A 25,072-nucleotide genomic window follows, 5' to 3' on the forward strand; every position below is an offset into this window, starting at 1 on the left:
TGAGCCGCCCAGCAGGTGCGCCGGAACGCAACCCGTCCGCCCAAATGTAAAGGAAAGACTGCTTTGTCCACTGATACGTACTTCCGCTTGTTCACAAGCGAATCGGTCACCGAGGGCCACCCCGACAAGATCTGCGACGCGATCTCGGACACGATCCTGGACGACATGCTCGCCCAGGACCCGGACGCGAAGGTGGCCGTGGAGACCCTCGCCACGACCGGTCAGGTGCACGTGGCGGGAGAGGTGCGGACCTCCGCCTATTCCAACATCGCGAGGATCGTGCGCGAGAAGCTGGTGGAGATTGGCTTCGACTCGTCCGAGGTCGGCTTCGACGGGCGCAGCTGCGGCGTGAACATCGCCATCGGCGACCAGTCCGCGGAAATCCACGATTCCGTGGTGACCTCCCAGGAGGTCCGTGAGAACACCTCCACTGGCGCAGACGACCAGACGGGTGCGGGCGACCAGGGCCTGATGTTCGGCTACGCCACCAACGAGACACCGGAGTACATGCCGCTGCCGATCTCCACCGCCCACCACCTGGCGCGCCGCCTGTCCCAGGTGCGCCACGAAGGCATCGTGGACGGGCTGCGCCCGGACGGCAAGACCCAGGTGACCTTCGCCTACGACGGGCAGACCCCGGCGTTTATCGACACGATCGTCATCTCCACCCAGCACGACCCGGACTTCACCGGCGAGGCGCTGGAGGCGGCGCTGCGCGAGCACGTGATCAACTGGGTGCTCAAGTACGCGGATCTGGAGCGCTACTACCGTGAGGACACCAAGGTGCTGGTCAACCCGTCGGGGTCCTTCATCCAGGGCGGCCCCATGAGCGACGCCGGCCTGACTGGCCGCAAGATCATCGTGGACACCTACGGCGGCATGGCCCGCCACGGCGGCGGCGCGTTTTCCGGCAAGGACCCCTCAAAGGTGGACCGCTCCGGTGCGTACGCGATGCGCTGGGTGGCCAAGAACATCGTCGCCGCGGGCCTGGCGGAGCGCGTCGAGGTGCAGGTGGCCTACGCCATCGGACGTGCGAACCCGGTGGGGCTGTACGTGGAGACGTTCGGCACCGCGACTGAGGGCCAGACGGACGAGAGCATCCAGCAGGCGGTGGAGAAGGTCTTCGACCTGCGCCCGGAGGCAATCATCCGCGAGCTGGACCTCAAGCGCCCGATCTACGCGCAGACCGCCGCGTACGGCCACTTCGGCCGCACGGACATCGACGTGCCGTGGGAACGCACCGACAAGGTCGACGACCTCAAGGCCGCCGCAGGCGCCTAGTCCGTCTCCTGCCAGGCGGCTTTCTCCCGCTCGGAACGACGGTGGTTACGCAGCGCGACCACGCCGATGACGATGCCGATGATGACCGGCACCCAAATCTTCGAGTACTCGAGCAGCCACAGCACCCACTCGGGAACCTCGGGGAGCTCCGGCAAGTCGATGTCGGGCACCGGCAGGTTGAAATCAGGCAGCGACGGCACCGGCAGGTCCATGTGCGGCAGCTGGATGTCCGGAAGGTCAGGCAGATCCCAGTCGGGGAGGAACCCCAGCAGCCAACTGATGAACCGGGAGATGATCGGGCCGAGCACAAGCACCGCGAGCGCCCAGCCGCCCTTGCCGAGTCCTTCCGCCATGGGGATGAGGGTGCGCTTGAGCTCGCTGGACTCCATGGTTTCGCGCCGTCGCGCGCCGCGGGAGCCGGCGGGAGGGTCGAACTCCACCACCGTGTCGCCTTCGCGAAACTCCACGTTGAGCAGCTCATCCAAGCTGCTGACCTGTATCTTCAGGTGCGGCTTCTTGCGGTCGGTACCTAGCCCCGTCGGCGTTTCCAGCCCGCCTGCCGGGCCGTCGCCGAACAGCGGCAGCCGGGCGCTTGCGACGTCGTTGTAGCGGTGCTGCACCTCGCCGCCGACGAGCACCTCCATGCGCTCGGCGGGGTTATTCGACCACAGCTTGATCCGCTCTTTGAACGAACTCTCCGCTGTCGCCAGGGTGCCCGGTTTGTCCGTCTCGTCGCCGGGCCAGCTGGGATCCTCGGCCGCGAAGTCGCGGTCAAAACCGACGCGGACCTCGATCAATCCGTATTCGGGGTGGTTCAGGCTCCAGGTTTCCATCGGCTAGGCCTCCGCACTGCTTCTCGACGAGCTGCCGCTCGCCAACGACCCCACCCACATCGCCGCCGCGCAGGCAAGCGTCACACCGATGGCATATATGAACGTGCCGTCGTTGAAGTACAAGGCCTTGGCAATCCAGAAACCTACCCCTGTCAGCAGTGGCAGGGACCAATTGCGGCGGAAAGCGATGCCGTCGATAAGCCCGGCGATGATGGCCACCCCGAAGATGAACCCGACCATCACCCACGGGTTGCGCACCAACGGGATGAGCATCAACGGCCCGAAGGCGTAGGCAGCGAACATGGCATAGGGGATGGCTTTGACCCATCCTTTGCGGGCGTCGTTGTCCTGCTGTTCAGTCACGGGCAGGAGTATAGGAACTAATCCGCGCGCGTGTAGACGTGACCCGCCTCAGGGCGCTTAATCATCTCGTCCAGGCCGACCGGGTTCAGGCCCTTGGCTCGCAGGCCGTCGATCACGCACTCCGCCGCGTCGACGGTGGGCTCGTGGATGTCGTGCATGAGGATGATCGAGCCCTCGCGCGCGCCGTCCACCGCGCGCTTGCAGGTGGTGGCGGGGGTGCGGTGCTGCCAGTCGGCGGTATCCACATCCCACACGGCCAGCGCCATGCCGCGTGAACCGGCGGCGGACGCCACGCGCGAGTCGTGGGACCCGTAGGGCGGGCGCATCCAGTGCGGGTCGATGCCGACCTGCTTCTGCAGCGCGGCGTCCGTGTCGTCCAGCTGGGCGGCGATGGTGCCGTCGGACTGTCGGGCCAGGTCCGGGTGGGAAAAGGAGTGGTTGCCGATGGTGTGGCCCTCGTCGCGGATCCGCCGCAGGATCTGCGGGTAGGCATTCGCGTTGCCGCCTACCACGAAGAAGGTGGCGTGCACGCCCTTGCGCTTGAGAATGTCCAACAGGCGCTCGGTGCTGCCGGGGACCGGGCCGTCGTCGTAGGTGATAGCCACGCAGTTGTAGCACTTGGGCGGCACCGGCGAGGGCGACGGCTCTTGTGCGGGTGCGACGATGACGTCGGCAGGTTTCGCCGGTTCTAGCGGGCGCAGGTGCGGCGGCACGGCCTGCTTCACCTGGGCGGGAAGGCCGTCGAAGGCGCGGCGCCAGCCGTCCTCCACGGCGCTGCGTGCGCTGTCGGAGGAGCCGGTGATGAAGGCGGAGCTTCCGTCGATAGGCAAACCCGCTAGCTGCACGAGGATGGGGCCGAAGTCTTGCCCGGCGATGATCTGCCTGCCTTGCGGCAAGGCGAGCTGCGTCACTTTGGACACATCTGCGGAGGCGGGGGTCGGCGTGAGCGCTGCGGCGGCGAAGAGGGCAGCGGAGGTGACTGCTGCGAGCAGGCGTTTCATGGGGCGGCGGGATCTTTCAAACGCGCGTGAGAGTAAAACTTTGCAGTCTTATTAGTACTCCATACCGCTCCGCAACGGGCGATTGCGCTCACCGGCCGTGTCGGGTGGTGGTTTAGAATCCGGGGTCATGTCTGACACGCCCGCCGCCGATGCCCCAGTTGCGCGCGTGTTACCCATGCTCGGGCTGGCGCATCTGGACAGGCCGTTCGACTACCTCGTGCCTTCGCAGGATGGGGACGCGGTGCAGCCGGGAGTGCGGGTGCGCGTGCGCTTTGCGGGCAGGCTCGTGGACGCCGTGGTGCTCGAACGCGCCTCTACATCGCGCCACGAGGGGTCGCTGCGCTTCATCGAGCGTGTCATCTCGCCGGAGGTGGTGGCACCGGCGAGGACGCGGGAGCTTATCGACGCACTCGCGGACCGTTACGCAGGTGTGCGATCCGACATTTACCGTTCCGCGATCCCGGCGCGGCATGCGAAGGCGGAAGAGACGGACACCTCCACGCCCTGGGAAGAGCTGGGGGAGGCGGGGGAGCCGGACTTGTCGGCGTGGACCGCCTACACTTTCGGCGAATCCTTCGTGGACGCGGTGGTGGCCGGCAAGATCGCGCGGGCGGCGTGGCAGGTCGCACCGGGAGATAACTGGGCGGCCGCACTGGCGTCGTTGGCGGCGAAGGTGGCCGTGGACGGGGCGGGCGCGCTGATCGTGGTGCCGGACCAGAAGGACGTGGATGCGTGCGAGGCGGCGTTGCGCGAGATCGTCAGTGCGCGCCAGGTGACCACCCTGACCGCGTCGCAGGGCCCGCAGGCGCGGTACTCGCGCTACCTGTCGGTGCTGCACGGGCAGGGCCGGATCGTGGTGGGCACGCGCTCGGCGGCGTTCGCCCCGGTGAAGAACCTGCGGTTTGCGGCGCTGATGTTCGACGGCGACGACAACCTGGTGGATCCGCGCGCCCCGTACGTGCACGCACGCGAGGTGCTGACCACGCGCTCGGCGCACGAGGGGTGCTCACTGGTTATCGGCGGGTACGCACGCACGGCGGAGGCGCAGCTGCTGGTGGAATCCGGGTGGATGCACGAGCTGGTCGCGCCGCGGCAGAGCCTGCGTACCCGCTCGCCGTACATCCACGCGGCGGGGGATTCGGATTTTGAGATGGAACGCGACCCGCGAGCGAAGCAGGCCCGCCTGCCGTCGTCGGCGTTCCAGGCGGCGGCGAAGGCGCTCGAGCGCGGCACCCCGGTGCTGTTCCAGGTGCCGCGCACCGGCTACATCCAGTCGTTGGCGTGCGGGCAGTGCCGCACGCCGGCGCGTTGCAGGTGGTGTAACGGGCCACTCGGCCTGCCCTCCGGCGGGGAGGCCGCGGCGCCGACGTGCCGGTGGTGCGGGCGGATGGACCCGGCGCACGTGTGTCCGGCGTGCGGTTCGCGCAGGCTGCGCGCGGTGGTGCTGGGCACGGAGCGCACCGCCGAGGAGCTCGGCCGCGCTTTTGCCAAGTACAAGGTGATCACCTCAGGCGGCGACAACGTGCGCGCGCAGGTGGAGGCAGGGCCGGCGCTGGTGGTGGCCACGCCGGGTGCGGAGCCGTACGTTGACGGCGGCTACGGCGCTGCGGTGCTTCTAGATGCCTGGGCGCTGATGCAGCGGCCGGACCTGCGCGCGATGGAGGACACCTTTGCCAAGTGGATGGGTGCCGCCACGTTGGTGCAGCCGCACAGCGCCGGCGGGGAAGTGGTCGTGGTGGCCGAGCCGTCGCTGCCCGTGGTCCAGCACTTGATCCGGTGGGATGCGCCCGGGTTCGCCGCGCTCGAGCTGTCGTTGCGGCGCGAGGCCCGCTTCCCGCCGGCGGTGCACGTGGCGGTGGTGGACGCGCCGCGCGACGGTCTGGAGGAGTTCTTCGCCCGCACCGAGCTGCCGGAGCACGCCGAGCTGCTCGGCCCGGTGGATTTGCCGCCGGGGGTGCGGCTGCCGGGCGAGTGGAACCGGGAGGCGCTCGGGCCTGCGCAGCGCATGTTGGTGCGCACCCCACTTGCGGGCCGCGCCGCGCTGGGCAAGGCGCTGCGCGCAGGCGCGGTGGCGTGGACGACGGCGAAGCAGGACTTGCCGCTGCGTATCCAGGTCAACCCGGTGGACATCGGCTAGCTAGGTCGCGCGTTTGGGCGTGGCACTACACTTGCACCCCATGGCTATCCATGACATCCGCCTGTTCGGCGACCCAGTGCTTAATACCGCTGCACAAGAGGTCACCGTGTTCGACGCCTCGCTGGAGCGGCTGGTCGCCGACATGCTGGAGACCATGGATCACGCCGGCGGGGTGGGCTTGGCTGCCAACCAGATCGGGCTTGCGCGCCGGATCTTCGTCTTCGACTGCCAGGGTATGCGCGGCCACATCGTCAACCCCGTGTGGGAGCCGCTGGGCGAGGAGATGCAGACCGGTGTCGAGGGCTGCCTCTCTGTGCCGGACGTGCGTGGCGAGGTGACCCGCCACAAGACGGTGGTAGCCCTCGGGCAAGACTGCTACGGTCGCCCGCTCACGCTGCGCGGCACCGGGCTGTTGGCGCGCTGCATCCAGCACGAGGCGGACCACTTGGACGGCGTGATGTTCATGCGCAGGATGGCACCGGAGCAGCGTAAGGAAGCGATGGCGGCGATCCGGGCCGCCGACTGGAGCTAAGGAGAACGTTTGTATGCGACTCGTATTCGCCGGCACCCCCGAACCCGCCGCCGCGGCACTCGAGCGGCTCATCGCCTCGGACCACGAGGTCGTCGCGGTGCTCACTCGCCCGGACGCGCGCCGCGGCCGCGGCCGCACGCTGCACCCGTCGCCGGTCAAGGCGCTCGCCGTCGAGCACGGCATTGAGGTGCTCACCCCGGAGAGCCTCACGCGCGACGACGCCATCCGGGACCAACTGAAGGAGCTGGCTCCCGATGCGATCCCGGTGGTGGCCTACGGCAACCTCATCCCGGCGGACATGCTGGACATCCCCACGCACGGCTGGGTGAACCTGCACTTCTCGCTGCTGCCCGAGTGGCGCGGCGCCGCGCCGGTGCAGGCGGCGATCGCAGCTGGCGACACGGTCACCGGCGCCACCACCTTCCGCATCAACGAAGGCCTTGACACTGGCGACATCCTGGACACGCTGGAAACCGAGATCGGCGAGGCAGAAACCAGCGGCAAGTTGTTGGAGCGCCTCGCCTACGTCGGCGCTGACCTGCTGGTGCAGACGATGGACGCGCTGGAAGCCGGCACCGCGGCAGCGACGCCGCAGCCGGACGAGGGCACCTACGCCCACAAGATTGCCCCGGCGGACGCCCGGGTGGACTGGACGCAGCCGGCCGCGGTAGTCGACCGCGGCATCCGCGCCCACACCCCGGCGCCGGGTGCGTGGACGATGCGCGGGGAGGACCGCTTCAAGCTCGGCCCGGTCACTCCGACGGGTTCGGGCACGCTCGCCCCGGGCGAGGCCGCGTTTGGCAAAAACGAGGTGCTCGTGGGCACCGCCGACGAGGACGTGTGCTTGGGCACGATCCAGCCGCCGGGCAAGAAGATGATGAATGCGGCGGACTGGGCCCGCGGGCTCAACCCCGAGGCGAAAGAAGGAGTGGTGTTCGAGTGAGCGGAGGATTCAGGTCGCGCTCCGCGGGGCGTCGCGAGGACACACCCGCGCGCAACCGTCAGCGGGGCGGCAACGCAAAGCAGCAGCCGCGCAAGCAGGGTGGCGGGCGCCAGCGCTACACGGTGAAGGGCCGCCCGGCCAGCATCGGCGACCCGGCGCGCGAGGCGGCCTTCGAGGTGGTGCTGCGCGTCGCCCGCGACGGTGCGTTTGCCAACCTCACCCTGCCCGGCATCCTGCGGGAGCGGAAGATCACCGGCCGTGACGCCGCGTTCGCCACCGAGCTGGCCTACGGCACGCTGCGCACCCTCGGGGTGCTCGACGCGGTGATCGCGAAAAACTCATCGCGCGAGCTCGAACGCATCGCACCTGAGGTGCTCGCCGCGCTCCGCTTGGGTGCGTACCAGCTGCTCTACACCCGGGTGGGCGACCACGCCGCGGTGGACACCTCGGTGCGGCTGGTCGAGGCGGCCGGCCACGAGAAGGCGAAGGGATTCGCAAACGGCGTGCTGCGTTCCATCGGCCGCACGCCGGCCGACAAGTGGCTGCGCACCCTCGCCCCGGACAGCGAACTGGGCGCGCTTGCGTTCACCCACGCCCACCCGGAGTGGATTGCGCGGTCTTTCGCCGAGGCGCTCGGCGACAAGCGCGACGAGCTCGAGGCCGCGCTTGAGGCGGACTCGGCCCGCCCGGTCGTGCACCTGGTGGCGCGACCGGGAGAGATCTCCGCGGAAGAGCTCGCGCTTTCCACCGGAGGCGAGCAGGGCACGTACTCGCCGTACGCGGTGTACCTGCCGGAGGGGGACCCGGGCCAGCTTGAGCCGGTGCGCGAGGGCCTCGCGGCGGTGCAGGACGAGGGCTCGCAGGTGATCGCCCGCGCCGTCACTGAGGTCCCTGTCGATCAAGATCAAGGCCGTTGGCTTGACCTTTGCGCGGGGCCCGGCGGTAAGGCCGCGCTCATCGGGGCGATCGCGGCTATCGACGCCGCCACGGTCGACGCCGTCGAAGTCAGCCCACACCGCGCCGAGCTGATTGCCAAGACGGTGCGCGGCCTGCCGGTGACGGTCCACACCGCGGACGGGCGCGACCCCAAACTCGAGCCCGGCTACGACCGCATCCTGGTCGACGCGCCCTGTTCCGGCCTGGGCGCGCTGCGGCGGCGCCCGGAGGCGCGTTGGACGAAGTCCGAAGGCGATATCGCGGAGCTTAACCAGCTGCAGGAAGAGCTGCTTCAATCCGCCGTGAACCTGACCAAGCCGGGCGGGGTGGTGGTCTACTCCACGTGCTCGCCGGATGTGCGGGAGACCCGGAGGATCGTCGAAAAGCAGCTGGCGAAAGGCGGCGTTGAGGAGCTCGACGCCCGCGAGTGGGCGGCCGGCATGGAGGACGTGGGCGAGGGGCCGAGCGTGCAGATGTGGCCGCACCGCCACGGCACCGACGCAATGTTCTTCGCCGTGTTGCGCAAAAAGCTAGGGTAGGACCCATGATTCAGATCGCCCCATCAATTCTGGCCGCGAACTACGCCGCGCTCGGCGATGACGTGCGCAAGGTGCCCAACGCGGACCTGATTCACGTGGACATCATGGACGGCCACTTCGTGCCCAACCTTTCCTTCGGCCCGGACGTGACCAAGGCGGTCAACGGGGTGACCGAGCAGTTCCTGGACATGCACCTGATGATCGAGGAGCCGGAGCGCTGGTTCGAAACCTACGTGCAAGCCGGCGGCGACCGGCTGGTGTTCCACGTCGAGGCCACCGGTGACCATGTCGCGGCCGCGAAACAGTGCCGCGAGCTGGGCGTGCAGTCCGGCTTCGCCATCAAGCCCGGCACCGAGATCGAGCCGTACCTTGACGATTTGGAGCACTTCGACCAGGTCATGGTCATGAGTGTGGAGCCTGGTTTCGGCGGGCAGAAGTTCATGCCGGAGGTCTTGAGCAAGGTGATGGTATTGCGCGACCGCATCGCGGAGGCAGGCCTGGACACCATCATCGGCATCGACGGCGGCATCGCTAATTCCACTATCGCGCTGGCGGCGGAGGCTGGCGTGGACGCGTTCGTGGCCGGCTCCGCGGTCTTCGGCGCCGACAACCCGGCAGAGGCGGTGGAGCGCCTGCGCGAGCTAGCCCGCGAGGCGAAGCAAGGGTGACGGAGGAACTCGGCGCCATCTCCGCCGCGATCGAGGCGGGCGAATCCGTCCGCGGCACGACCTCGCCCAACCCGCCGGTAGGCTGCGCGCTTGTCAACGCCTCCGGTGAACTCATCGCCACCGGCGCGACCTCGCCAGCAGGCGGGCCGCACGCGGAGATCAACGCCCTTGAACAGGCGGGCGAGCGCGCCCGGGGCGCGACCGCCGTGGTGACCCTGGAGCCGTGCAACCACACCGGCCGCACCGGTCCCTGCTCGCAGGCACTGGTGGAGGCGGGGATCACGCGCGTGGTGTACTTCACCGCCGACCCGAACGAGGCAGCCGCCGGCGGGGCCGAGTACTTGCGCGCCCACGGCGTGGAGGTGGACTTCCAGCCGGTGCGGATCGCGGCGCTGCAGCCGTGGCTGCGCTCTGTGCGTCACAACCGCCCGAGCGTGACGCTGAAATTCGCCTCCACACTCGACGGTTTCACCGCGGCGGCGGACGGCACAAGCAAGTGGATCACCGGCGATAAAGCGCGCGAGCTGGTGCACGAAGACCGCGCGAAGCTCGACGCGATCATCGTCGGCACCGGCACTGCGATCGCCGACGACCCGTCGCTAACCGCGCGTTTCCCCGACGGCACGCTGCACGAGCACCAGCCGCGCCGCGTAATTATCGGCACCCGGGAGGTCCCCGAGGGCAACCTCACCCGCTTAGGCTTTGAGCAGTACGCATCGCCCGAGGAGGCACTCACCGCACTGTGGGAGACCGGCGCGCGCGACGTGCTGGTCGAAGGTGGCGCAGCGCTCGCCGCGAGCTTTCTCGAGCTGGATCTGGTTGATGCGGTGCAGGCCTACATCGCGCCCGCACTCCTCGGCGCCGGCCGCGGGGTGCTGGACCGCGCGATCGCCGGCACCATCGCCGATGCCCGCCGCTTCCGCACCACGTTCGTGCGCCCGGTGGGCGGCGACGTGTTTATAGAAATGGAGAGAGATGTTTACGGGACTCGTTGAGGAAATCGGGGTCGTGGAGGAGCTTCAGCAGCTTGACGACGCCGTCCGGATCGCCGTCCGCGCGCCCAAAGTCACCGAAGATGCCGCCCCCGGCGACTCCCTCGCCGTGGATGGGGTGTGCCTGACGGTGGTGGATAACGGCAACGGCACCTTCACCGCGGACGTGATGCGCGAAACCTTGGACCGCTCCCGGCTGGGTAGCTACGAGCCCGGCTCCGAGGTGAACCTCGAGCGGGCGCTCGCTGCTGGCCAGCGCATGGGCGGCCACATCGTCCAGGGGCACGTCGACGGTGTGGCCGAGGTGGTCTCGCGCACCCCGTCGGAGCACTGGGAGGTCGTGCGCTTCACGCTGCCAAAGCAGCTGGGCCGCTACGTGGTGGAGAAGGGCTCCATCGCTGTCAACGGGACGTCGCTGACGGTCTCGGCGGTGGGCGAGGGTTACTTCGAGGTCTCGCTCATCCCGACCACACTGCGCGAGACCACGGCCGGCGCGCTCACACCCGGCGACCCGGTGAACCTGGAGGTAGACATCGTGGCTAAATACGTTGAGAAGATGGTGCAGGGATAGGCTTGGACGGTATGACTTTGAATACGGTCCAGGAGGCTATCGACGCCATCCGCGCTGGCAAGGCCGTTGTTGTCGTGGACAGCGAGGACCGCGAGAACGAGGGCGATCTCATCTTCGCCGCCGAGGACGCCACCCCGGAGCTCGTCGCGTTCATGGTGCGCCACACCTCCGGCTACATCTGCGTGTCCATGTCGGATGAGCGCGCCACCGCGCTCGAGCTGCCGCCGATGGTGGCCAACAACCAGGACCTGCACGGCACCGCCTATGCCGTCACCGTGGACGCGGCCACCGGCACCACCGGCATCTCCGCCCGCTCGCGCGCGACCACGATCGCCTTGCTTGCCAGCGACTCCGCTACCGCCTCATCGTTTACCCGCCCCGGCCATGTGGTGCCCCTGCGCGCCAAGGCCGGCGGAGTGCTGGAACGGCCCGGCCACACGGAGGCGGCCGTGGACCTGGCGCGGCTGGCGGGCAAGGCCCCGGTGGGCGCGCTGTGCGAGATCGTCTCCGAGGATGACCCGACCGACATGGCGCGCTTTGACGAGCTGCGGCGCTTCGCCAACACGCACGGGCTGCCCATGATCTCCATCGAGCAGCTGGCCGAGTACCGCCGCCACCACGAGCGCACCGTCGAGCGCGTCACGCAAGCGAAGCTTCCCACCGAGTACGGCGAATTCACCGCGGTGGGTTACCGCGACACTGTTTCCGGGGTGGAACATGTGGCGTTGGTTGCCGGAGGCGTCGACAAGCTTGAGCACGCCTCCGACGTGCTGGTGCGGGTGCATTCCGAGTGCCTCACCGGCGACGTGTTCGGCTCCACGCGCTGCGACTGTGGCCCGCAGCTGCGCGAATCCATGCGGCGTATCCAGGCAGCCGGACGTGGCGTGGTGGTCTACCTGCGCGGGCACGAGGGCCGCGGCATCGGGCTCATGGCCAAACTGCAGGCTTACCGGCTGCAGGACGCAGGCCTGGACACCGTGGACGCGAACCTGGAGCAGGGCCTGCCCGCGGACGCGCGGGAGTACTCCGCGGCCGGGCAGATCCTGGCGGATCTGGGGGTGGGCACCTTCGAGCTGCTCACCAACAACCCGGATAAGTCCGACGCGCTGGCGGGCTACGGCCCTGCGGTGGCGCGCCGCAGTAGGATCGAGATCGTTCCCACACACGACAACATCGAGTACCTGCGCACCAAGCGCGACCGGATGGGCCACGACCTACCCGGCGTGGCCCAGTGGCTTCACGCCCATCCGGGGTACGGAACCTAGACGGACCCAAAAGGAGCTACAAGTGGCATCGAGCGGAGCACCCGAGGACTATTCCATACAGGCGGAGGGCATGACCATCGCCGTGGTTTACACCCGCTGGAACGACAAGATCGTCGACCTTTTGCGCGCCGGCGCGCGGGACGAGGCCCGGGAGCTCGGCGTCAAGGTGGAGGAGTACGCCGTCGCCGGCGCCCTTGAGTTGCCGGTGGTGGTCCAGGCGTGCGCCAAGCGTTACGACGCAGTGGTCGCCCTCGGCTGCGTCATTCGCGGCGAAACCGCCCACTTCCAGTACGTGTGCGACTCCGTCACCGCCGGGCTGACCCGCGTGGCCCTGGACGAGCAGACCCCGGTGGGCAACGGCGTGCTCACCGTCGACGACGAGGACCAGGCCTACGAGCGCGCCGGCGGCGAGGACGCCAAGGAAGACAAAGGCGCCGAAGCCATGCGCGCCGCCGCCGGCACTGCAGCGGAGCTGCGCAAAGTTCGCGCTCTGCCGTTGAAGGGTTAAGGTAGCCCGAGAGGGCGTGGGGCGGCCTTTGGGACGTCGACACGCAACGATGCTTAAGCGCTTGTAAGGAGTAAGGCAGTGGCTGAACAGGCTGAACAGCACAACCCCACGGGACTTTCGGACCGGGACGAGGTTGCCTACCTCAACGCGCTCGACCCGCACGCCACCACCACCACGAAGCCGTGGGAGCTCGAGCTGACCTCGAAGTTCCTGCGCAAGGTGGCCGTGGGCTGGATCGTCGTGGTCATGGCTGTGCACGTGTTCATGTCCTGGGTCGTGGACGCCGAGTTCACCGGCGTGGCAATTACCAGCCTGGACAAATTCGCCTTCATCGGCGTCGGCCTGATCATCTCCGTGCTGTCATGGATCGCGCTGACGCGCCCGCGGGTGCGCGCGAACGAGGACGGTGTCCAGGTGCGCAACATCATCGGCACCCGTTTCTACCCGTGGGCCGTGATTTACGGACTCAGCTTTCCCAAGGGCTCGCGCATGGCGCGCCTTGAGTTGCCGGAGTTCGAATACGTGCCCCTGTGGGCCATTCAAGCTGGCGACAAGGAACACGCACTGAAGGCCGTGGAAGAGTTCCGCGCACTCGAAGCCAAGTACATGCCGCAGGACTAAGCGTTGGCGGACCCGCATAGCTACCGCCCGGCGCCGGGCACCATCCCGACCGACCCCGGGGTATACAAATTCCGCGACCGCGACGGCCGCGTCATTTACGTGGGCAAGGCGAAAAACCTGCGCGCGCGCCTGAACAACTACTTCCAGCCGCCGAACACGCTGCACCCGCGCACACGCCAGATGGTCTACACAGGTGCGTCCGTGGAGTGGACCGTGGTTGCCTCCGAGGTGGAGGCGCTGCAGCTGGAGTACACGTGGATCAAGCGCTTCGACCCGTGGTTCAACGTCATGTACCGCGACGACAAGACGTACCCCATGCTCGCGGTGAGCGTGAAGGAGCGCTACCCGCGCGCGTTCTTCTACCGCGGGCCGAAGCGCAAGGGTGTGCGCTACTTCGGGCCCTACTCGCACGCGTGGGCGGTGCGCGAAACCCTGGACCTGCTCACGCGCGTGTTTCCGATCCGCACGTGCTCCAACGGCGTGTTTAACCGGCACGAATCGTTGGGGCGGCCGTGTCTGCTTGGCTACATCGACAAGTGCGCTGCCCCGTGCGTGGGGCGCGTGGACGAGGCCGGCTACGACGAGATCGTGCAGGGCTTTTTGGGCTTCATGTCGGGCCGCACCGACCAGCTCGTGCGCGGGATCACCGCGCAGATGCAGGCGGCCTCCGAGAACTTAGAGTTTGAGAAGGCCGCCAGGCTTCGCGACGACCTCGGCGCCGTGAACAAGGTCATGGAGCGCCAGACGGTGGTCTTGGGGCAAGACACCGACGCCGACGTCATCGCCTTCGACACCGACGAGTTGGAAGCGGCGGTGCAGATTTTCAACGTCCGAGATGGGCGCATCCGTGCCCAGCGCGGCTGGGTGGTGGAAAAGACCGGCGACGAGCCCGGCGCCGCCGAGCGCCTGGAGGAGGGCCAAGTCGACCCGACCCTGCCCACACTTATGCAGAACTTTTTGGTGCAGTACTACTCCGACGCGGTGGAGCGCGTGCGCCAGGAACAGGAGGAAGACCGCACGATCGAGGCGCAGAAGGTGCGGCGCCGCGGTGTGGACCAGGAGTCCCGCGCCAAGGCGGAGACGCCGATGCCCGTGCCGCGCGAGATCCTCGTGGAGACGTTGCCGGCGGAGCTGCCGGAGGTCACCGAGCTGCTCGCGGAGATGCGCGGCGGCCCGGTGGAGATCCGCGTGCCGCAGCGCGGCGACAAGCGCGCGTTGATGGAGACGGTGCACAAGAACGCCTCCGAGGCGCTGCACCAGCACAAGCTCAAGCGCGTCGGCGACCTCACCGCACGTTCCCAGGCGCTGCAGGACATCCAGGACGCCCTCGGCATGGACGAGGCGCCGCTGCGCATCGAGTGCACCGACATTTCGCACATTCAGGGCACGGACGTGGTGGCGTCGCTGGTCGTGTTCGAGGACGGCCTGCCCAAGAAGAACGACTACCGCCGCTACCGCATCAAGGAGGCCGCCGGCGACGGCCGCTCCGACGACGTCGGCTCCATCGCCGAGGTGACGCGGCGCCGCTTCAAGCGCTACAACGAGGACAAGCTGGCCAACCCCGACGAGGCCGCGGAAGAGCAGACTTTCGCGGACGAGGCGGACGAATCCACCGGGGCGAAGCGGTTCGCCTACCCGCCGCAGCTGTTCATCGTCGACGGCGGCAAGCCCCAGGTCAACGCCGCGCAGGCGGTGTTCGATGAGCTGGGCATCGTGGACGTGCAGCTCATCGGCCTGGCCAAGCGCCTCGAGGAGGTGTGGGTGCCGGATGACGACGAGCCGATCATCCTGCCCCGCAACTCCGAGGGCATGTACCTGTTGCAGCAGATCCGCGACGAGGCGCACCGCTTCGCCATCACCTACCACCGCCAGCAGCGCTCCAAGCGGATGCGCGCCTCCGCGCTGGACGCGGTGCCGGGGCTCGGGCCTGCCCGCCGCACGGATCTGGTCAAGCACTTCGGCTCCGTGAAGAAGATCAAGGAGGCCTCGGTGGAGGAGATCCAACAGGTCAAGGGCGTCGGGCCGAAGCTTGCGGAGACCATTTACCAGCACCTCCACCAGTAAAAGCACACTGCTAATCGACGACGCTTCGCCCCATCCTTGTCTAGGATGATCCCCATGCCCACAACATCCTCAGCACACGCATTGCCCCAGGAAGAGTCCGCGACCCCGATGCGGCCCGTGATCATCACGGGCCTGTCCGGCGGCGGCCTGTCCACGGCAGCGAAGGTCTTCGAGGACAAGGGCTTTTTCGTCTCCCAGAACTTGCCTCCGCAGCTGATTCTGGAGCTGGTGGACCTAGCCGCCGCTGACGACTCGCCGGTGGAGCGCCTCGCAGTAGTCACAGACATCCGCGCGGCGAGGTTCAACGGCTCGCTCATGGACACCATCGCGGCAATTAAGGACCGCGGCCACCAGCCGTTCGTGCTGTTCTTGGAGGCTCGCGATGACGTGCTGATCCGCCGCTTCGACTCGGTGCGCCGCACCCACCCGCTGCAGGGCGACGGCACCCTGCAGTCCGGCATCGAGCACGAGCGCGAGGAGATGGAGGGCCTGCGTGCCTCCGCGGACATCATTATCGACACGTCCAACCTGTCGGTGCACGACCTGCGCCGCGCGGTGGAGGCCTCCGTCGGAGAGCTGCCGGTGGGCCGACAGCACGTCACCATCGAATCCTTCGGGTTCAAGCACGGCTCGCCGCGCGACGCTGATATTGTCCTTGACGTTCGTTTCCTGCCAAACCCGTACTGGGTGGAGGAGCTGCGGGAGTTCCGTGGCGTGGACAAGGCGGTCTCCGACTACGTGCTGAACCAAGACGGCGCCCGCGAATACGTGGACAATTTCGTCGACCTGCTGTCTAGCACCCTGGCCGGATACCGCCACGAGGGCAAGGATTTCATCACCGTCGGCATCGGCTGCACGGGCGGGCACCACCGCTCGGTGGCGGTGGCGGAGGCCGTCGGTAAGCGTCTGCGGCAGCAGGGGCAGGTGGATGTCAACGTGATCCACCGCGACCTTGAGCGCCACTAGGCGAGCCGGTTAGGCCATCAGAAAGAAGGGACAATTGAGCCATACGTCGTTCACCTGCCTTGGGGGAGGGCACGGCCTGTACCAGACGCTCACCGCTGCGCGTCAAGCCGGTGCGTCCACGATCAATGCCGTGGTCACAGTGGCGGACGACGGCGGCTCCTCCGGCCGCCTGCGCCGCGAGATGGAGATCGTTCCGCCGGGCGACCTGCGCATGGCGCTCGCGGCGCTGACCGCCGACGGCGAAGACGGCGCCCAGTGGCGCGACACCCTGCAGCACCGCTTCGGCGGCCACGGTGCGATGGCGGGCCACGCGCTGGGCAACCTACTCATCACCGGTCTGGCGGAGCGCCTGGGCGACACCCAGGCCGCCCTGGACCAGGTGGCCGCGTGGACCGGATCCGCCGGCCGCGTGATCCCGGTGTGCCCGCAGCCGCTGGACATCGAGGCGGACGTCGCAGGCCTTGACGACGACCCGCGCGTGCTGCGCTCCGTGCGCGGCCAAGTAGCCGTAGCCACCACCCCCGGAGCAGTGCGGCGGGTGCGCCTGACCCCGGCGCAGCCGGCCGCCAGCGAGGCAGCGGTGCAGGCGATCATGGACGCGGACGTGGTGACCATCGGCCCCGGCTCCTGGTTCTCCTCGGTGATCCCGCACATCCTCGTGCCCGACATTGCGCAGGCGCTCAACGAGACCTCGGCAACCGTGGTGGTGATCCTCAACCTCTCGCCGGAGGCAGGGGAGACCCACGGGTTCACCACCGAGCGCCACATCCATGTGTTCTCTCAACACGCCCCGCAGCTGCACGTGGACTACTTCCTGGCCGACGAGCGGACCGCAACCTCCGAGGGGGAACGCGACAACATCGCACGGGCTGCCTCCCGGTTGGATGCCGAGGTTGTCTTTGCTCCATTGCGGGAAATGGACGCCGATGGCACCCCGTTGAACCGCCATGACCCGAAGCAATTGGCAGCTGCCCTCAAGGCCCTGCGCCCGGCACGCTAGAATGCTGGGCGGTTCAACGCTCCAACACACGTCAAACGAGGGGAGGCGCCGGTGGCGCTCACGGCCAAGGTCAAGGACGAACTCCTGCGCGCCACCGGCGGCGGGCTGGAGGTGCGCGCCGCGGAGGCGACCGCGCTGATCCGGTTCGGTGGAGAGTTCCAGCCGTCCGAGCACGGGGTAGCCATCGTCGCCGACTTCGAGGAGGAAGCTGTTGCCCGCCGGTTGGCTGGCACGCTGACCGACCTGTGCGCGGTGGAGGCGAGTGTGGAGCTGATCCCACCATCGTCGGGCAGCCGCGAATCGCGCTACGAGGTGCGTGTTGACCACGGCGCCGCCGACGTGATCCGCCGCCTGAAGCTGGTCACCGCGTCCGGGCACCCGGTTGTGGGGATGCCGCGCCAGATCATCTCCGGCGACATGTCCGGGGTGGAAGCCGCGTGGCGCGGCGCGTTCCTCGCCCGCGGGCGGCTGGCGGAGCCGGGGCGGACCGCCACCCTCGAGGTGGCTTGTCCGGGACAGGAAGCTGCGCTTGCGCTCGTGGGGCTGGCCCGCCGCATGGGGTTGACGGCCAAAACCCGTGAGACCCGCGGCATCGAACGGGTGACCCTGCGTGACGGTGAAGCCATCGGCATCCTGCTCAGCCGCATGGGGGCGCCGGCAACCCGCATCGAGTGGGACACCAAGCGTGAATCCCGTGCCGTCAAAGCAAAGGCCAACAGCAGGCTCGCCACGTTTGACGACGCTAATACCCGCCGCTCGGCCCAGGCTGCAGCCGCGGCGGCCGCACGCGTGGAGCGCGCCATGGAAATCCTCGGAGACGACGTGCCGGAGCACCTCGCCGAAGCTGGCTTCCTGCGCGTGGAGCACCGCCACGCTTCTTTGGAGGAGCTGGGGCGCCTCGCGGACCCGCAGATGACCAAGGATGCTGTGGCTGGCCGTATCCGGCGTCTGCTCTCGCTCGCGGACAAGCGCGCCGCCGAGCTGGGCGTGGAGGACACCCACGGAAGCCCGACCACCTAGAACCGGTGAGGGTGATGCACTTCACAGTGGGTGCCCCCATGCGCGACGTCGGGGGTAGAAGCGGGGAAAAAGGCTCCCCCTTGGGTGGGAAACCGGGCATAAACCAACATTTGGGGCGGGTGCTGATTGCGGTTGCTACCCCTGGTTTCGTCGATAGGCAAAAAGCTCTCTGCAGGTGAGAGACCTGCTCATTACACTCGGGGGTGGACCGACAGACCACGAGCACGAGGAGTGTTGACTGTGACTACCCGCATTGGCATCAACGGTTTTGGACGCATCGGCCGCGCAGCGCTGCGCATCATCGAGGACGAGTACAAGGGCGAACTCGAGGTTGTGAAGATCAACGATCTCACCGACAACGAGACCCTGGCGCACCTGATGAAGTACGACACCGCGTACGGCCAGTTCAACCACGAGATTGAGCACGACGACGACTCCATCACCATCGACGGCCGCCGCATCGAGGTCTCCGCGGAGAAGGACCCGGCAAACCTCGCCTGGGGTGACGTCGACGTGGACATCGTGCTCGAGTGCACCGGCGTGTTCCGCAAGGGCCCGGAGGCGAAGGCACACATCGACGCCGGCGCGAAGAAGGTCATCATCTCCGCACCGGGCAAGGAAGTCGACGGCACCTACGTCTGGGGCGTCAACCACACCGACTACACCGGCTCCGAAGAGATCATCTCCGCCGCGTCCTGCACCACCAACTCGCTGGCACCGGTGGCGAAGGTCCTCGACGAGGCCTTCGGCATCGAGCGCGGCCTGATGACCACCATTCACGCCTACACCGGCGACCAGCGCCTCCAGGACGCGCCGCACAAGGACCTGCGCCGCGCCCGCGCCGCAGCCCAGAACATCGTGCCCACCACCACCGGCGCCGCCAAGGCCGTCGGCCTGGTGCTGCCGAACCTGGACGGCAAGCTCGACGGCTTCGCCATGCGCGTGCCCACCATCACCGGCTCCGCCACCGACCTAACCGTCACCCTGTCCAAGGAGACCACGGTTGAGGAGCTCAACGCGGCGGTGAAGAAGGCCGCCGAGGATCCAGAGTTCGGCCAGGCACTGAAGTACACCGAGGATCCGATCGTCTCCTCCGACATCATCGGCAACCCGCACGGCGCGATCTTCGACGCCGGCATGACCCGCGTGAAGGACGGCAACCTGGTGAAGGTCATCTCCTGGTACGACAACGAATGGTCCTACACCGCGCAGTACATCCGCCTGACCAAGTTCGTGGCGGACAAGCTCTAAGCTTGGCGGTTTTGCGGGTCTGCGGTGCTTCCGGCGCGGCGGGCCCGTTTTTCATACGATGGTGAGTGTCTACAGAGCAAAGGAGATACCTATGACCAAGAACTTGCAGCAGCTTCTCGACGAAGGTGTGGACGGCCGCCATGTCCTGGTGCGGTCCGACTTCAACGTGCCCCTGGATGACGACGGCAACATCACCGACGCCGGCCGCATCGACGCCTCTCTGCCCACCCTGAAGGCGCTGCTTGACGGCGGCGCGAAGGTGATCGTCATGGCGCACCTGGGCCGCCCGAAAGGGGAGGTCAACCCGAAGTTCTCCCTCGCCCCGGTGGCGGAGGCGCTGTCCGAGCGACTCGGCCAGTTCGTCCCGCTCGCCGGTGACGTCTCTGGCGAGGACGCCCACGAGCGCGCCAACGGCCTGACCGAGGGTGAGATTCTCCTGCTCGAAAACGTCCGCTTCGACGCGCGCGAGACCTCCAAGGACGAGGCGGAGCGCGCCGCGTTCGCCGAGGAACTCGCCGCCTTGGCCGCCGACGACGGCGCGTTCGTATCCGACGGCTTCGGCGTGGTGCACCGCGCGCAGGCCTCCGTATACGACGTGGCCAAGAAGCTCCCGGCCTACGCCGGCTACCTCGTGGACAAGGAGGTAGAGACCCTTTCTTCCGTGAAGGACAACCCGGAAAATCCGTACGTGGTGGTGCTGGGCGGCTCCAAGGTCTCCGATAAGCTCGGCGTGATTGAGGCGCTGGCGGAAAAGGCCGACAAGATCATCATCGGCGGCGGCATGTGCTACACCTTCCTCGCCGCCCAGGGCCACAACGTGCAGAAGTCGCTGCTGCAAGAGGACATGGTGGATACCTGCAAGGAGCTCATCGAGCGCTTCGGCGACAAGCTGCTGCTGCCGGTGGACGTCGCCGCCGGTGCGGAGTTTGACAAGGACACCGAGAAGAAGATCGTCGGCCTGGACGAGATCCCGGAGGGCTGGATGGGCCTGGACATCGGACCGGAGACCGCCGAGAACTACGCCGAGGCTATCAAGGACTCCAAGACGGTGTTCTGGAACGGACCGATGGGCGTGTTCGAGTTCCCGAACTTCGCCGACGGCACCAAGGCCGTCGCCGAGGCAATGATCGCGGCGACGAAGGAGAACGGCTCCTTCACCGTGGTCGGCGGCGGCGACTCCGCGGCGTCGGTGCGCACCCTCGGTCTTGACGAGGACGGCTTTTCCCACATCTCCACCGGCGGCGGCGCCTCCCTCGAGCTCATCGAGGGCAAGGAACTGCCGGGCGTTTCCGTACTGAACTAGGAGGTTTGCTACCCATGGCACGCACGCCACTTATCGCGGGCAACTGGAAGATGAACCACGACCACCTCGAGGCCATCCAGAGCGCCCAGAAGCTCGCCTTCGCGTTTCCGAAGGACGGCTACGAGTACGTCGACATCGCGCTAACGGTCCCGTTCACGGACCTGCGCTCCATCCAGACCCTGGTGGAGGGCGACAAGCTCAAGATCACCTACGGCGCCCAGGACGTCTCCGAGCACGACAACGGCGCCTACACCGGCGACATCTCCGCGTCCATGCTGGAGAAGCTGGGGTGCTCCTGGGTGGTCGTCGGCCACTCGGAGCGCCGCGAGTACCACGGCGAGACCAACGAGCAGGTCGCGGCGAAGGCCGCCAAGGCCATCGAGCACGGCATCGCACCGATCGTCTGCGTGGGCGAGCCGCTCGAGGTGCGCGAGGCGGGCGAGCACGTCTCTTATGTGGTCCAGCAGGCGCGCGAGTCGCTCGCCGGCGTCGACCTGTCCAAGGCGGTCATCGCCTACGAGCCGGTCTGGGCGATCGGCACCGGCAAGGTCGCCTCGGCAGAGGATGCCCAGGAGGTCTGCCACGGCATCCGCGAGCTGGTGCGCGAGCTTAGCGACGACTCCGTCGCCGACGCGATCCGCATCCTCTACGGCGGCTCCGTCAAGGCCGACACGGTGGCCGAGATCATCTCGCAGCCGGACGTGGACGGCGGCCTGGTCGGCGGCGCCTCCCTGGACGGGCAGGACTTTGCCAAGCTCGCCGCGGCGGCCGCCAACGCGGTGATGTAAGTCGCTGCTGGGTTCGTCTTAGCGGTGGTGTAAGCTCATCGGGAGTTTGCACCATCGCCCATTTTGAAAGGTGTCGCACACATGGCTTTAGCCCTTGAGATTGTGCTGGTGATCGCCGCGATCCTCATGACCGTCTTCGTCCTGCTCCACAAGGGCAAGGGCGGCGGCCTGTCCAGCCTCTTTGGCGGCGGCGTCCAGGCCAACCTGTCCGGTTCGACGACGGTGGAGAAGAACCTCGACCGCGTCACCGTGCTGCTGGCCCTGATCTGGATCCTCTGCATCATCGGCCTGAACCTAATTCAGACCTACGCGGTCTAAGCGCCCGCTGAACTAGAACGGTCCTGTTGCGTCCTTCGTGGCGAACAGGACCGTTTCTTTGCGCCCGATGGCGCCGGCGACGGGCCAGTCGTCGGCGGCCTCGGCACCGTCGGAGGCGTGGCTGGCCGCCTCCGCCTTCTCGGCGCCGGAAACCAGCAGCCACACCCGGTCGGCGGACTGCACCGCCGGCAGGGTCAGGGTGGCGCGCTCGGCTGGCGGCTTCGGCGAATCCGTCACCGTCACCACCATGGCGTCGCGCTCGCGCACCGCGTCGGTGTGGGGGAACAGCGAGTTGATGTGGCCCTCGGCGCCCATGCCCAATAGGTGGAGGTCGAAGCCGCCCTCGCCGACGAGGTGGCGGTAGCGCTTTACCGCGGCGTCCATCGGGCCGCCGTCGAGGCCGTAGCCGTAGATGTTTTCCTCTGGGATGTCCACCTTGGACAGCAGCGCCGTGCGCGCCTGGCCCTCGTTGGAGTCGGGGTGGTCCGCGGGCACGTTGCGCTCGTCTCCGAAGAAGACCTCGACGCACGACCAGTCGATGTCTTCGTCGGCCAGGCGCTCCAGCAACGCGATGCCGGCGGTGCCGCCGGTGAGCACCACGCGTGCGGTGCGTCCTTCGCCGCGGATGTCGGACATGAGGGTGGTAAACCGAGACGTTGCGGCGTCGAGAAGCGATGCAAGATCGTTAAAGCTCATTGTGTACTCCTTGAAGTCCGCGCAGCGCGCGCTCGTAGGTGGTGTCGGGGCCGAGGTGGCGCAGGTCCTCGGCGAGGCTCTCCGCTTCGGTGCGCTCGCCCATGGCCACAAAGGAATCGGCGTTGCCGGGCGCGGAGATGCGCACGGTGTGGCTGTCCTGGACCGCGACCTCCACGTCGCCGTCGTCGCAGTGCAGCACCAGGCGGGCGATGGGGAAGTCGCCGGCCGCCTCGCCTTCGCAGCGGGTCACATCAACGCCGAGGCTGGAGGCGAGCCAGCCCGCGGCGAGATCCACGCTCGGGTCCCCGGCGGCGCCCGCGATCTCCGCGCTGTGGATGCGCGTGCCGGGGTGGCGGTCCAGGGCGGAGGCGACGATGCCGCGCCACGGGGTGATCCGCGACCACATCATGTCCGAATCGCCGTGCTCGTAGCCCTCCGTGAGCTGCTGGAGGGTCACCCCGTTTGTGCCGCGGCGCAGGTTGGTGATGCGGCGCTGCGCGATCCGGCCCAGCTGCGTGCCCGCGGGGTGCTTCGGGGCCTTTTGCGGCCAGCATGCCACCACGGGGGTGTCCGGCAGCAGCAGCGGGGTGACCACGGCGCCCATGTGGCCAGTCAGCTCGCCGTAGAGGCGCATGACCACGACCTCGGAGGCGCCGGCGTCGGTGGCCACCAGCACCTGCGCGTCGAGGCGGGTTTCGGCCTCCGGGTCGCCCGAGATGAGCACCAGCACGCGGGCGGGGTGCTCGAAGGAGGCGTCGCGCAGGGTCGCAAGTGTGTCGTCGATGCTGTCGTCACGCGCGTCGTCGATGGCCACAAGCAGGGTGAGCACGCGCCCGGTGGCCAGGGAGTGGCGCTCGCGCGCGTGGGAGAGCTCGGCGGCGATGGCCTTGGTGGTGGTATCCGGCAGTTCGGTGATCATGCTCGAGCCTTTCTTGCTTATGGACGCCGCCAAGCGCGGCCATCCATGGACAGCATGCGCTCGGCGGAGGCCGGCCCCCAGGTGCCGGCAGCGTAGTCGTCGGGGCTGCCCTGCTCGGCCCAGTAATTCAGCACCGGGTCCAGGATCTCCCAACTGCGCTCCACCTCGGAGTTGGTGGGAAACAGGCTGGACTCGTCCAAAAGCGCGTCCAGGATGAGGCGTTCGTAGGCCTCCGGGGACTGCTCCGTGAACGCCTCGGAGTAGGAGAAGTCCATGTTCACGTCGCGCAGCTCCATGCCGGGGCCGGGGACCTTGGAGCCGAAGCGCATGAGCACGCCCTCGTCGGGCTGGACGCGGATGACCACCGCGTTGTTGGTCAGAAGGTCGGTCTGGCCCTGGGAGAACGGCTGGTACGGCGGGCGCTTGAACACCAGGGCGATCTCGGTGACGCGCCTGCCCAGCCGCTTGCCGGTGCGTAGGTAGAACGGCACCCCGGCCCAGCGGCGCGAATCGATCTGCAGGGTGCAGGCCGCGAACGTCTCGGTGGTGGAGTTCGGGTCGAAACCTTCCTCCCCGCGCAGGCCAACGACTTTCTTGGAGCCCTGCCAGCCGGCGGTGTACTGGCCGCGGGCGGTGGTTTTGCCGAAGGGACCCACCGCCGAGGTGGCGCGCAGGACCTTGAGCTTCTCGGCGCGTAGCTGGCCGGGGGAGAACGAGGTCGGCTCCTCCATGGCCACCAGGGCGAGCAGCTGGATCAGGTGGTTCTGGATCACGTCGCGGGCGGCGCCGATGCCGTCGTAGTAGCTGGCGCGCCCGCCCAGGCCGATGTCCTCGGCCATGGTGATCTGCACGTGGTCGATGTAGTGGGAGTTCCACACCGGCTCAAACATCTGGTTGGAAAAGCGCAGCGCCAAAATGTTCTGCACTGTTTCCTTGCCTAGGTAGTGGTCGATGCGGAACACGGACCGCTCGTCGAACACTGCGCCGACGACCTCGTTGAGCTCCTTCGCGGACTCGAGGTCGTGGCCGAACGGTTTTTCAATGATCACCCGGCGCCACTGGTTCTCACCGGCGTGCGCCATGCCGGAGCGGTCCAGCTGGTGGACCACCTCGGCGAAAAACTCCGGCGGCACGGACAGGTAGTAGGCCCAGTTGCCGGCGGTGCCGCGCTCGTCGTCGCTGCGTTTGCAGGTGGCGGCAAGCCGGTCGAAGGCGGCGTCGTCGTCGAAGTTGCCCTGCACAAATTCGAGGCCCTCGGCGAGGCGCTGCCACACGTTCTCGTGGAACTCGGTGCGCGCTCCGTCGTCGACAGCCTTGCGCACGTACGCCTCGAAGTCGGCCTTGGACCAGTCTCGCCGCCCGTAGCCGACCAGCGTGAACCCGCCTGGCAAAAGGCCGCGGTTGGCCAGGTCGTAGACCGCCGGGAGCAGCTTCTTGCGGGCGAGGTCGCCGGTGACCCCGAAGATCACCATGCCGGAGGGGCCGGCGATCTGGGGGAGGCGTTTGTCGGCGTCAGAGCGCAGCGGGTTGGTCCACTGCTGATGCGGTGAAGTCACG

At 67.9% G+C, this 25,072-nt stretch carries 25 protein-coding genes; 19 read left to right on the plus strand and 6 right to left on the minus strand.

Going from position 1 to position 25,072, the window contains the following annotated elements; translation table 11 throughout:
* Positions 1-63 precede the first annotated feature (63 nt).
* A complete protein-coding gene (gene metK / locus QP996_RS07355; protein ID WP_284871974.1) occupies positions 64-1,281 on the plus strand; it encodes a methionine adenosyltransferase in 1,218 nt (405 codons plus the stop codon).
* On the opposite strand, the gene QP996_RS07360 is transcribed toward metK, so the two are convergent.
* Genes QP996_RS07360 through QP996_RS07370 form a run of 3 tightly spaced genes read right to left on the minus strand, consistent with a single transcriptional unit; the run spans position 1,278 to position 3,478 of the window.
* On the minus strand, positions 1,278-2,114 hold the full coding sequence (locus tag QP996_RS07360; RefSeq protein ID WP_284871975.1) for a hypothetical protein: 837 nt from the start codon (positions 2,112-2,114) through the stop codon (positions 1,278-1,280). The two genes, metK and QP996_RS07360, sit on opposite strands and share 4 nt — an antisense overlap.
* Before the next feature lie 3 nt (positions 2,115-2,117).
* On the minus strand, positions 2,118-2,477 hold the full coding sequence (locus QP996_RS07365) for a hypothetical protein (RefSeq protein ID WP_284871976.1): 360 nt from the start codon (positions 2,475-2,477) through the stop codon (positions 2,118-2,120).
* 17 nt (positions 2,478-2,494) lie between these two features.
* Positions 2,495-3,478: a polysaccharide deacetylase family protein gene (locus QP996_RS07370; protein WP_284871977.1), complete on the minus strand. Its 984-nt coding sequence runs from the start codon at positions 3,476-3,478 to the stop codon at positions 2,495-2,497.
* Between the two features lie 127 nt (positions 3,479-3,605).
* Here QP996_RS07370 and QP996_RS07375 point away from each other — a divergent pair, with 127 nt between their 5' ends.
* The 18 genes from QP996_RS07375 to secG all read left to right on the plus strand — a co-directional run bounded on the left by QP996_RS07375 (position 3,606) and on the right by secG (position 21,900).
* Positions 3,606-5,615 carry a primosomal protein N' gene (locus QP996_RS07375; protein ID WP_284871978.1) on the plus strand — a complete coding sequence of 670 codons (2,010 nt, stop codon included), beginning with the start codon at positions 3,606-3,608 and terminating at the stop codon, positions 5,613-5,615.
* A 40-nt stretch (positions 5,616-5,655) separates the two neighbouring features.
* Positions 5,656-6,147: a peptide deformylase gene (def, locus tag QP996_RS07380; protein WP_284871979.1), complete on the plus strand. Its 492-nt coding sequence runs from the start codon at positions 5,656-5,658 to the stop codon at positions 6,145-6,147.
* A gap of 13 nt (positions 6,148-6,160) precedes the next feature.
* Positions 6,161-7,090, plus strand: a complete 930-nt coding sequence (gene fmt, locus QP996_RS07385; RefSeq protein WP_284871980.1) for a methionyl-tRNA formyltransferase — start codon at positions 6,161-6,163, stop codon at positions 7,088-7,090.
* Complete coding sequence (locus tag QP996_RS07390) at positions 7,087-8,565, plus strand: RsmB/NOP family class I SAM-dependent RNA methyltransferase (RefSeq protein WP_284871981.1); 1,479 nt, start codon at positions 7,087-7,089, stop codon at positions 8,563-8,565. The genes fmt and QP996_RS07390 overlap by 4 nt, the downstream gene beginning before the upstream one ends.
* Before the next feature lie 5 nt (positions 8,566-8,570).
* The gene (gene rpe, locus QP996_RS07395; RefSeq protein WP_284871982.1) at positions 8,571-9,233 is read left to right on the plus strand and encodes a ribulose-phosphate 3-epimerase; all 663 of its coding nucleotides are present in this window, start codon (positions 8,571-8,573) and stop codon (positions 9,231-9,233) included.
* Positions 9,230-10,228: a bifunctional diaminohydroxyphosphoribosylaminopyrimidine deaminase/5-amino-6-(5-phosphoribosylamino)uracil reductase RibD gene (ribD, locus tag QP996_RS07400; protein WP_284871983.1), complete on the plus strand. Its 999-nt coding sequence runs from the start codon at positions 9,230-9,232 to the stop codon at positions 10,226-10,228. The genes rpe and ribD overlap by 4 nt, the downstream gene beginning before the upstream one ends.
* Positions 10,209-10,796: a riboflavin synthase gene (locus tag QP996_RS07405; RefSeq protein WP_284871984.1), complete on the plus strand. Its 588-nt coding sequence runs from the start codon at positions 10,209-10,211 to the stop codon at positions 10,794-10,796. The genes ribD and QP996_RS07405 overlap by 20 nt, the downstream gene beginning before the upstream one ends.
* An 11-nt stretch (positions 10,797-10,807) precedes the next feature.
* On the plus strand, positions 10,808-12,061 hold the full coding sequence (locus QP996_RS07410) for a bifunctional 3,4-dihydroxy-2-butanone-4-phosphate synthase/GTP cyclohydrolase II (RefSeq protein ID WP_284871985.1): 1,254 nt from the start codon (positions 10,808-10,810) through the stop codon (positions 12,059-12,061).
* A gap of 22 nt (positions 12,062-12,083) precedes the next feature.
* Positions 12,084-12,569 (plus strand): 6,7-dimethyl-8-ribityllumazine synthase, encoded by a 486-nt coding sequence (gene ribH / locus QP996_RS07415; RefSeq protein WP_181888482.1) that lies wholly within the window; start codon positions 12,084-12,086, stop codon positions 12,567-12,569.
* A 78-nt stretch (positions 12,570-12,647) separates the two neighbouring features.
* On the plus strand, positions 12,648-13,190 hold the full coding sequence (locus QP996_RS07420) for a PH domain-containing protein (protein ID WP_284871986.1): 543 nt from the start codon (positions 12,648-12,650) through the stop codon (positions 13,188-13,190).
* Between the two features lie 3 nt (positions 13,191-13,193).
* Positions 13,194-15,254 (plus strand): excinuclease ABC subunit UvrC, encoded by a 2,061-nt coding sequence (gene uvrC, locus QP996_RS07425; RefSeq protein WP_284871987.1) that lies wholly within the window; start codon positions 13,194-13,196, stop codon positions 15,252-15,254.
* 54 nt (positions 15,255-15,308) lie between these two features.
* Positions 15,309-16,220 carry an RNase adapter RapZ gene (gene rapZ, locus QP996_RS07430; RefSeq protein ID WP_284871988.1) on the plus strand — a complete coding sequence of 304 codons (912 nt, stop codon included), beginning with the start codon at positions 15,309-15,311 and terminating at the stop codon, positions 16,218-16,220.
* Positions 16,221-16,254: 34 nt separating this feature from the next.
* Positions 16,255-17,220, plus strand: coding sequence for a gluconeogenesis factor YvcK family protein (locus QP996_RS07435; protein ID WP_284871989.1), 966 nt, complete (start codon positions 16,255-16,257; stop codon positions 17,218-17,220).
* A gap of 51 nt (positions 17,221-17,271) precedes the next feature.
* The gene (whiA, locus tag QP996_RS07440; protein ID WP_284871990.1) at positions 17,272-18,240 is read left to right on the plus strand and encodes a DNA-binding protein WhiA; all 969 of its coding nucleotides are present in this window, start codon (positions 17,272-17,274) and stop codon (positions 18,238-18,240) included.
* 240 nt (positions 18,241-18,480) lie between these two features.
* A complete protein-coding gene (gap, locus tag QP996_RS07445; protein ID WP_284871991.1) occupies positions 18,481-19,491 on the plus strand; it encodes a type I glyceraldehyde-3-phosphate dehydrogenase in 1,011 nt (336 codons plus the stop codon).
* A gap of 91 nt (positions 19,492-19,582) precedes the next feature.
* Positions 19,583-20,794: a phosphoglycerate kinase gene (locus tag QP996_RS07450; protein ID WP_284871992.1), complete on the plus strand. Its 1,212-nt coding sequence runs from the start codon at positions 19,583-19,585 to the stop codon at positions 20,792-20,794.
* A 14-nt stretch (positions 20,795-20,808) separates the two neighbouring features.
* A complete protein-coding gene (gene tpiA, locus QP996_RS07455; protein WP_194559309.1) occupies positions 20,809-21,582 on the plus strand; it encodes a triose-phosphate isomerase in 774 nt (257 codons plus the stop codon).
* A gap of 81 nt (positions 21,583-21,663) precedes the next feature.
* Positions 21,664-21,900: a preprotein translocase subunit SecG gene (secG, locus tag QP996_RS07460; protein WP_070473991.1), complete on the plus strand. Its 237-nt coding sequence runs from the start codon at positions 21,664-21,666 to the stop codon at positions 21,898-21,900.
* 12 nt (positions 21,901-21,912) lie between these two features.
* Here secG and pgl read toward each other — a convergent pair whose 3' ends face one another.
* From pgl to zwf, 3 genes are read right to left on the minus strand one after another with little or no spacing between them, the layout of a single operon-like run.
* Positions 21,913-22,596: a 6-phosphogluconolactonase gene (gene pgl, locus QP996_RS07465; RefSeq protein WP_284871993.1), complete on the minus strand. Its 684-nt coding sequence runs from the start codon at positions 22,594-22,596 to the stop codon at positions 21,913-21,915.
* Positions 22,586-23,515: a glucose-6-phosphate dehydrogenase assembly protein OpcA gene (locus QP996_RS07470; protein ID WP_284871994.1), complete on the minus strand. Its 930-nt coding sequence runs from the start codon at positions 23,513-23,515 to the stop codon at positions 22,586-22,588. The genes pgl and QP996_RS07470 overlap by 11 nt, the downstream gene beginning before the upstream one ends.
* Before the next feature lie 17 nt (positions 23,516-23,532).
* Entirely contained in the window at positions 23,533-25,071 is a 1,539-nt protein-coding gene (gene zwf / locus QP996_RS07475) for a glucose-6-phosphate dehydrogenase (protein ID WP_284871995.1), read from the minus strand.
* Position 25,072: the final 1 nt, after the last annotated feature.

It is taken from the genome of Corynebacterium sp. MSK008 (assembly GCF_030232585.1).
Lineage (GTDB): Bacteria > Actinomycetota > Actinomycetes > Mycobacteriales > Mycobacteriaceae > Corynebacterium.

Excerpts from the sequence above, each read along its gene's own strand:
- fmt (WP_284871980.1), top strand. The coding sequence starts at position 6,161 with ATGCGACTCGTATTCGCCGGCACCCCCGAACCCGCCGCCGCGGCACTC.
- QP996_RS07375 (WP_284871978.1), top strand. The coding sequence starts at position 3,606 with ATGTCTGACACGCCCGCCGCCGATGCCCCAGTTGCGCGCGTGTTACCC.
- QP996_RS07410 (WP_284871985.1), top strand. The coding sequence starts at position 10,808 with ATGACTTTGAATACGGTCCAGGAGGCTATCGACGCCATCCGCGCTGGC.
- QP996_RS07360 (WP_284871975.1), bottom strand. The coding sequence starts at position 2,114 with ATGGAAACCTGGAGCCTGAACCACCCCGAATACGGATTGATCGAGGTC.
- def (WP_284871979.1), top strand. The coding sequence starts at position 5,656 with ATGGCTATCCATGACATCCGCCTGTTCGGCGACCCAGTGCTTAATACC.
- QP996_RS07470 (WP_284871994.1), bottom strand. The coding sequence starts at position 23,515 with ATGATCACCGAACTGCCGGATACCACCACCAAGGCCATCGCCGCCGAG.
- rpe (WP_284871982.1), top strand. The coding sequence starts at position 8,571 with ATGATTCAGATCGCCCCATCAATTCTGGCCGCGAACTACGCCGCGCTC.
- pgl (WP_284871993.1), bottom strand. The coding sequence starts at position 22,596 with ATGAGCTTTAACGATCTTGCATCGCTTCTCGACGCCGCAACGTCTCGG.
- rapZ (WP_284871988.1), top strand. The coding sequence starts at position 15,309 with ATGCCCACAACATCCTCAGCACACGCATTGCCCCAGGAAGAGTCCGCG.
- QP996_RS07370 (WP_284871977.1), bottom strand. The coding sequence starts at position 3,478 with ATGAAACGCCTGCTCGCAGCAGTCACCTCCGCTGCCCTCTTCGCCGCC.
- tpiA (WP_194559309.1), top strand. The coding sequence starts at position 20,809 with ATGGCACGCACGCCACTTATCGCGGGCAACTGGAAGATGAACCACGAC.
- QP996_RS07405 (WP_284871984.1), top strand. The coding sequence starts at position 10,209 with ATGTTTACGGGACTCGTTGAGGAAATCGGGGTCGTGGAGGAGCTTCAG.
- QP996_RS07450 (WP_284871992.1), top strand. The coding sequence starts at position 19,583 with ATGACCAAGAACTTGCAGCAGCTTCTCGACGAAGGTGTGGACGGCCGC.
- secG (WP_070473991.1), top strand. The coding sequence starts at position 21,664 with ATGGCTTTAGCCCTTGAGATTGTGCTGGTGATCGCCGCGATCCTCATG.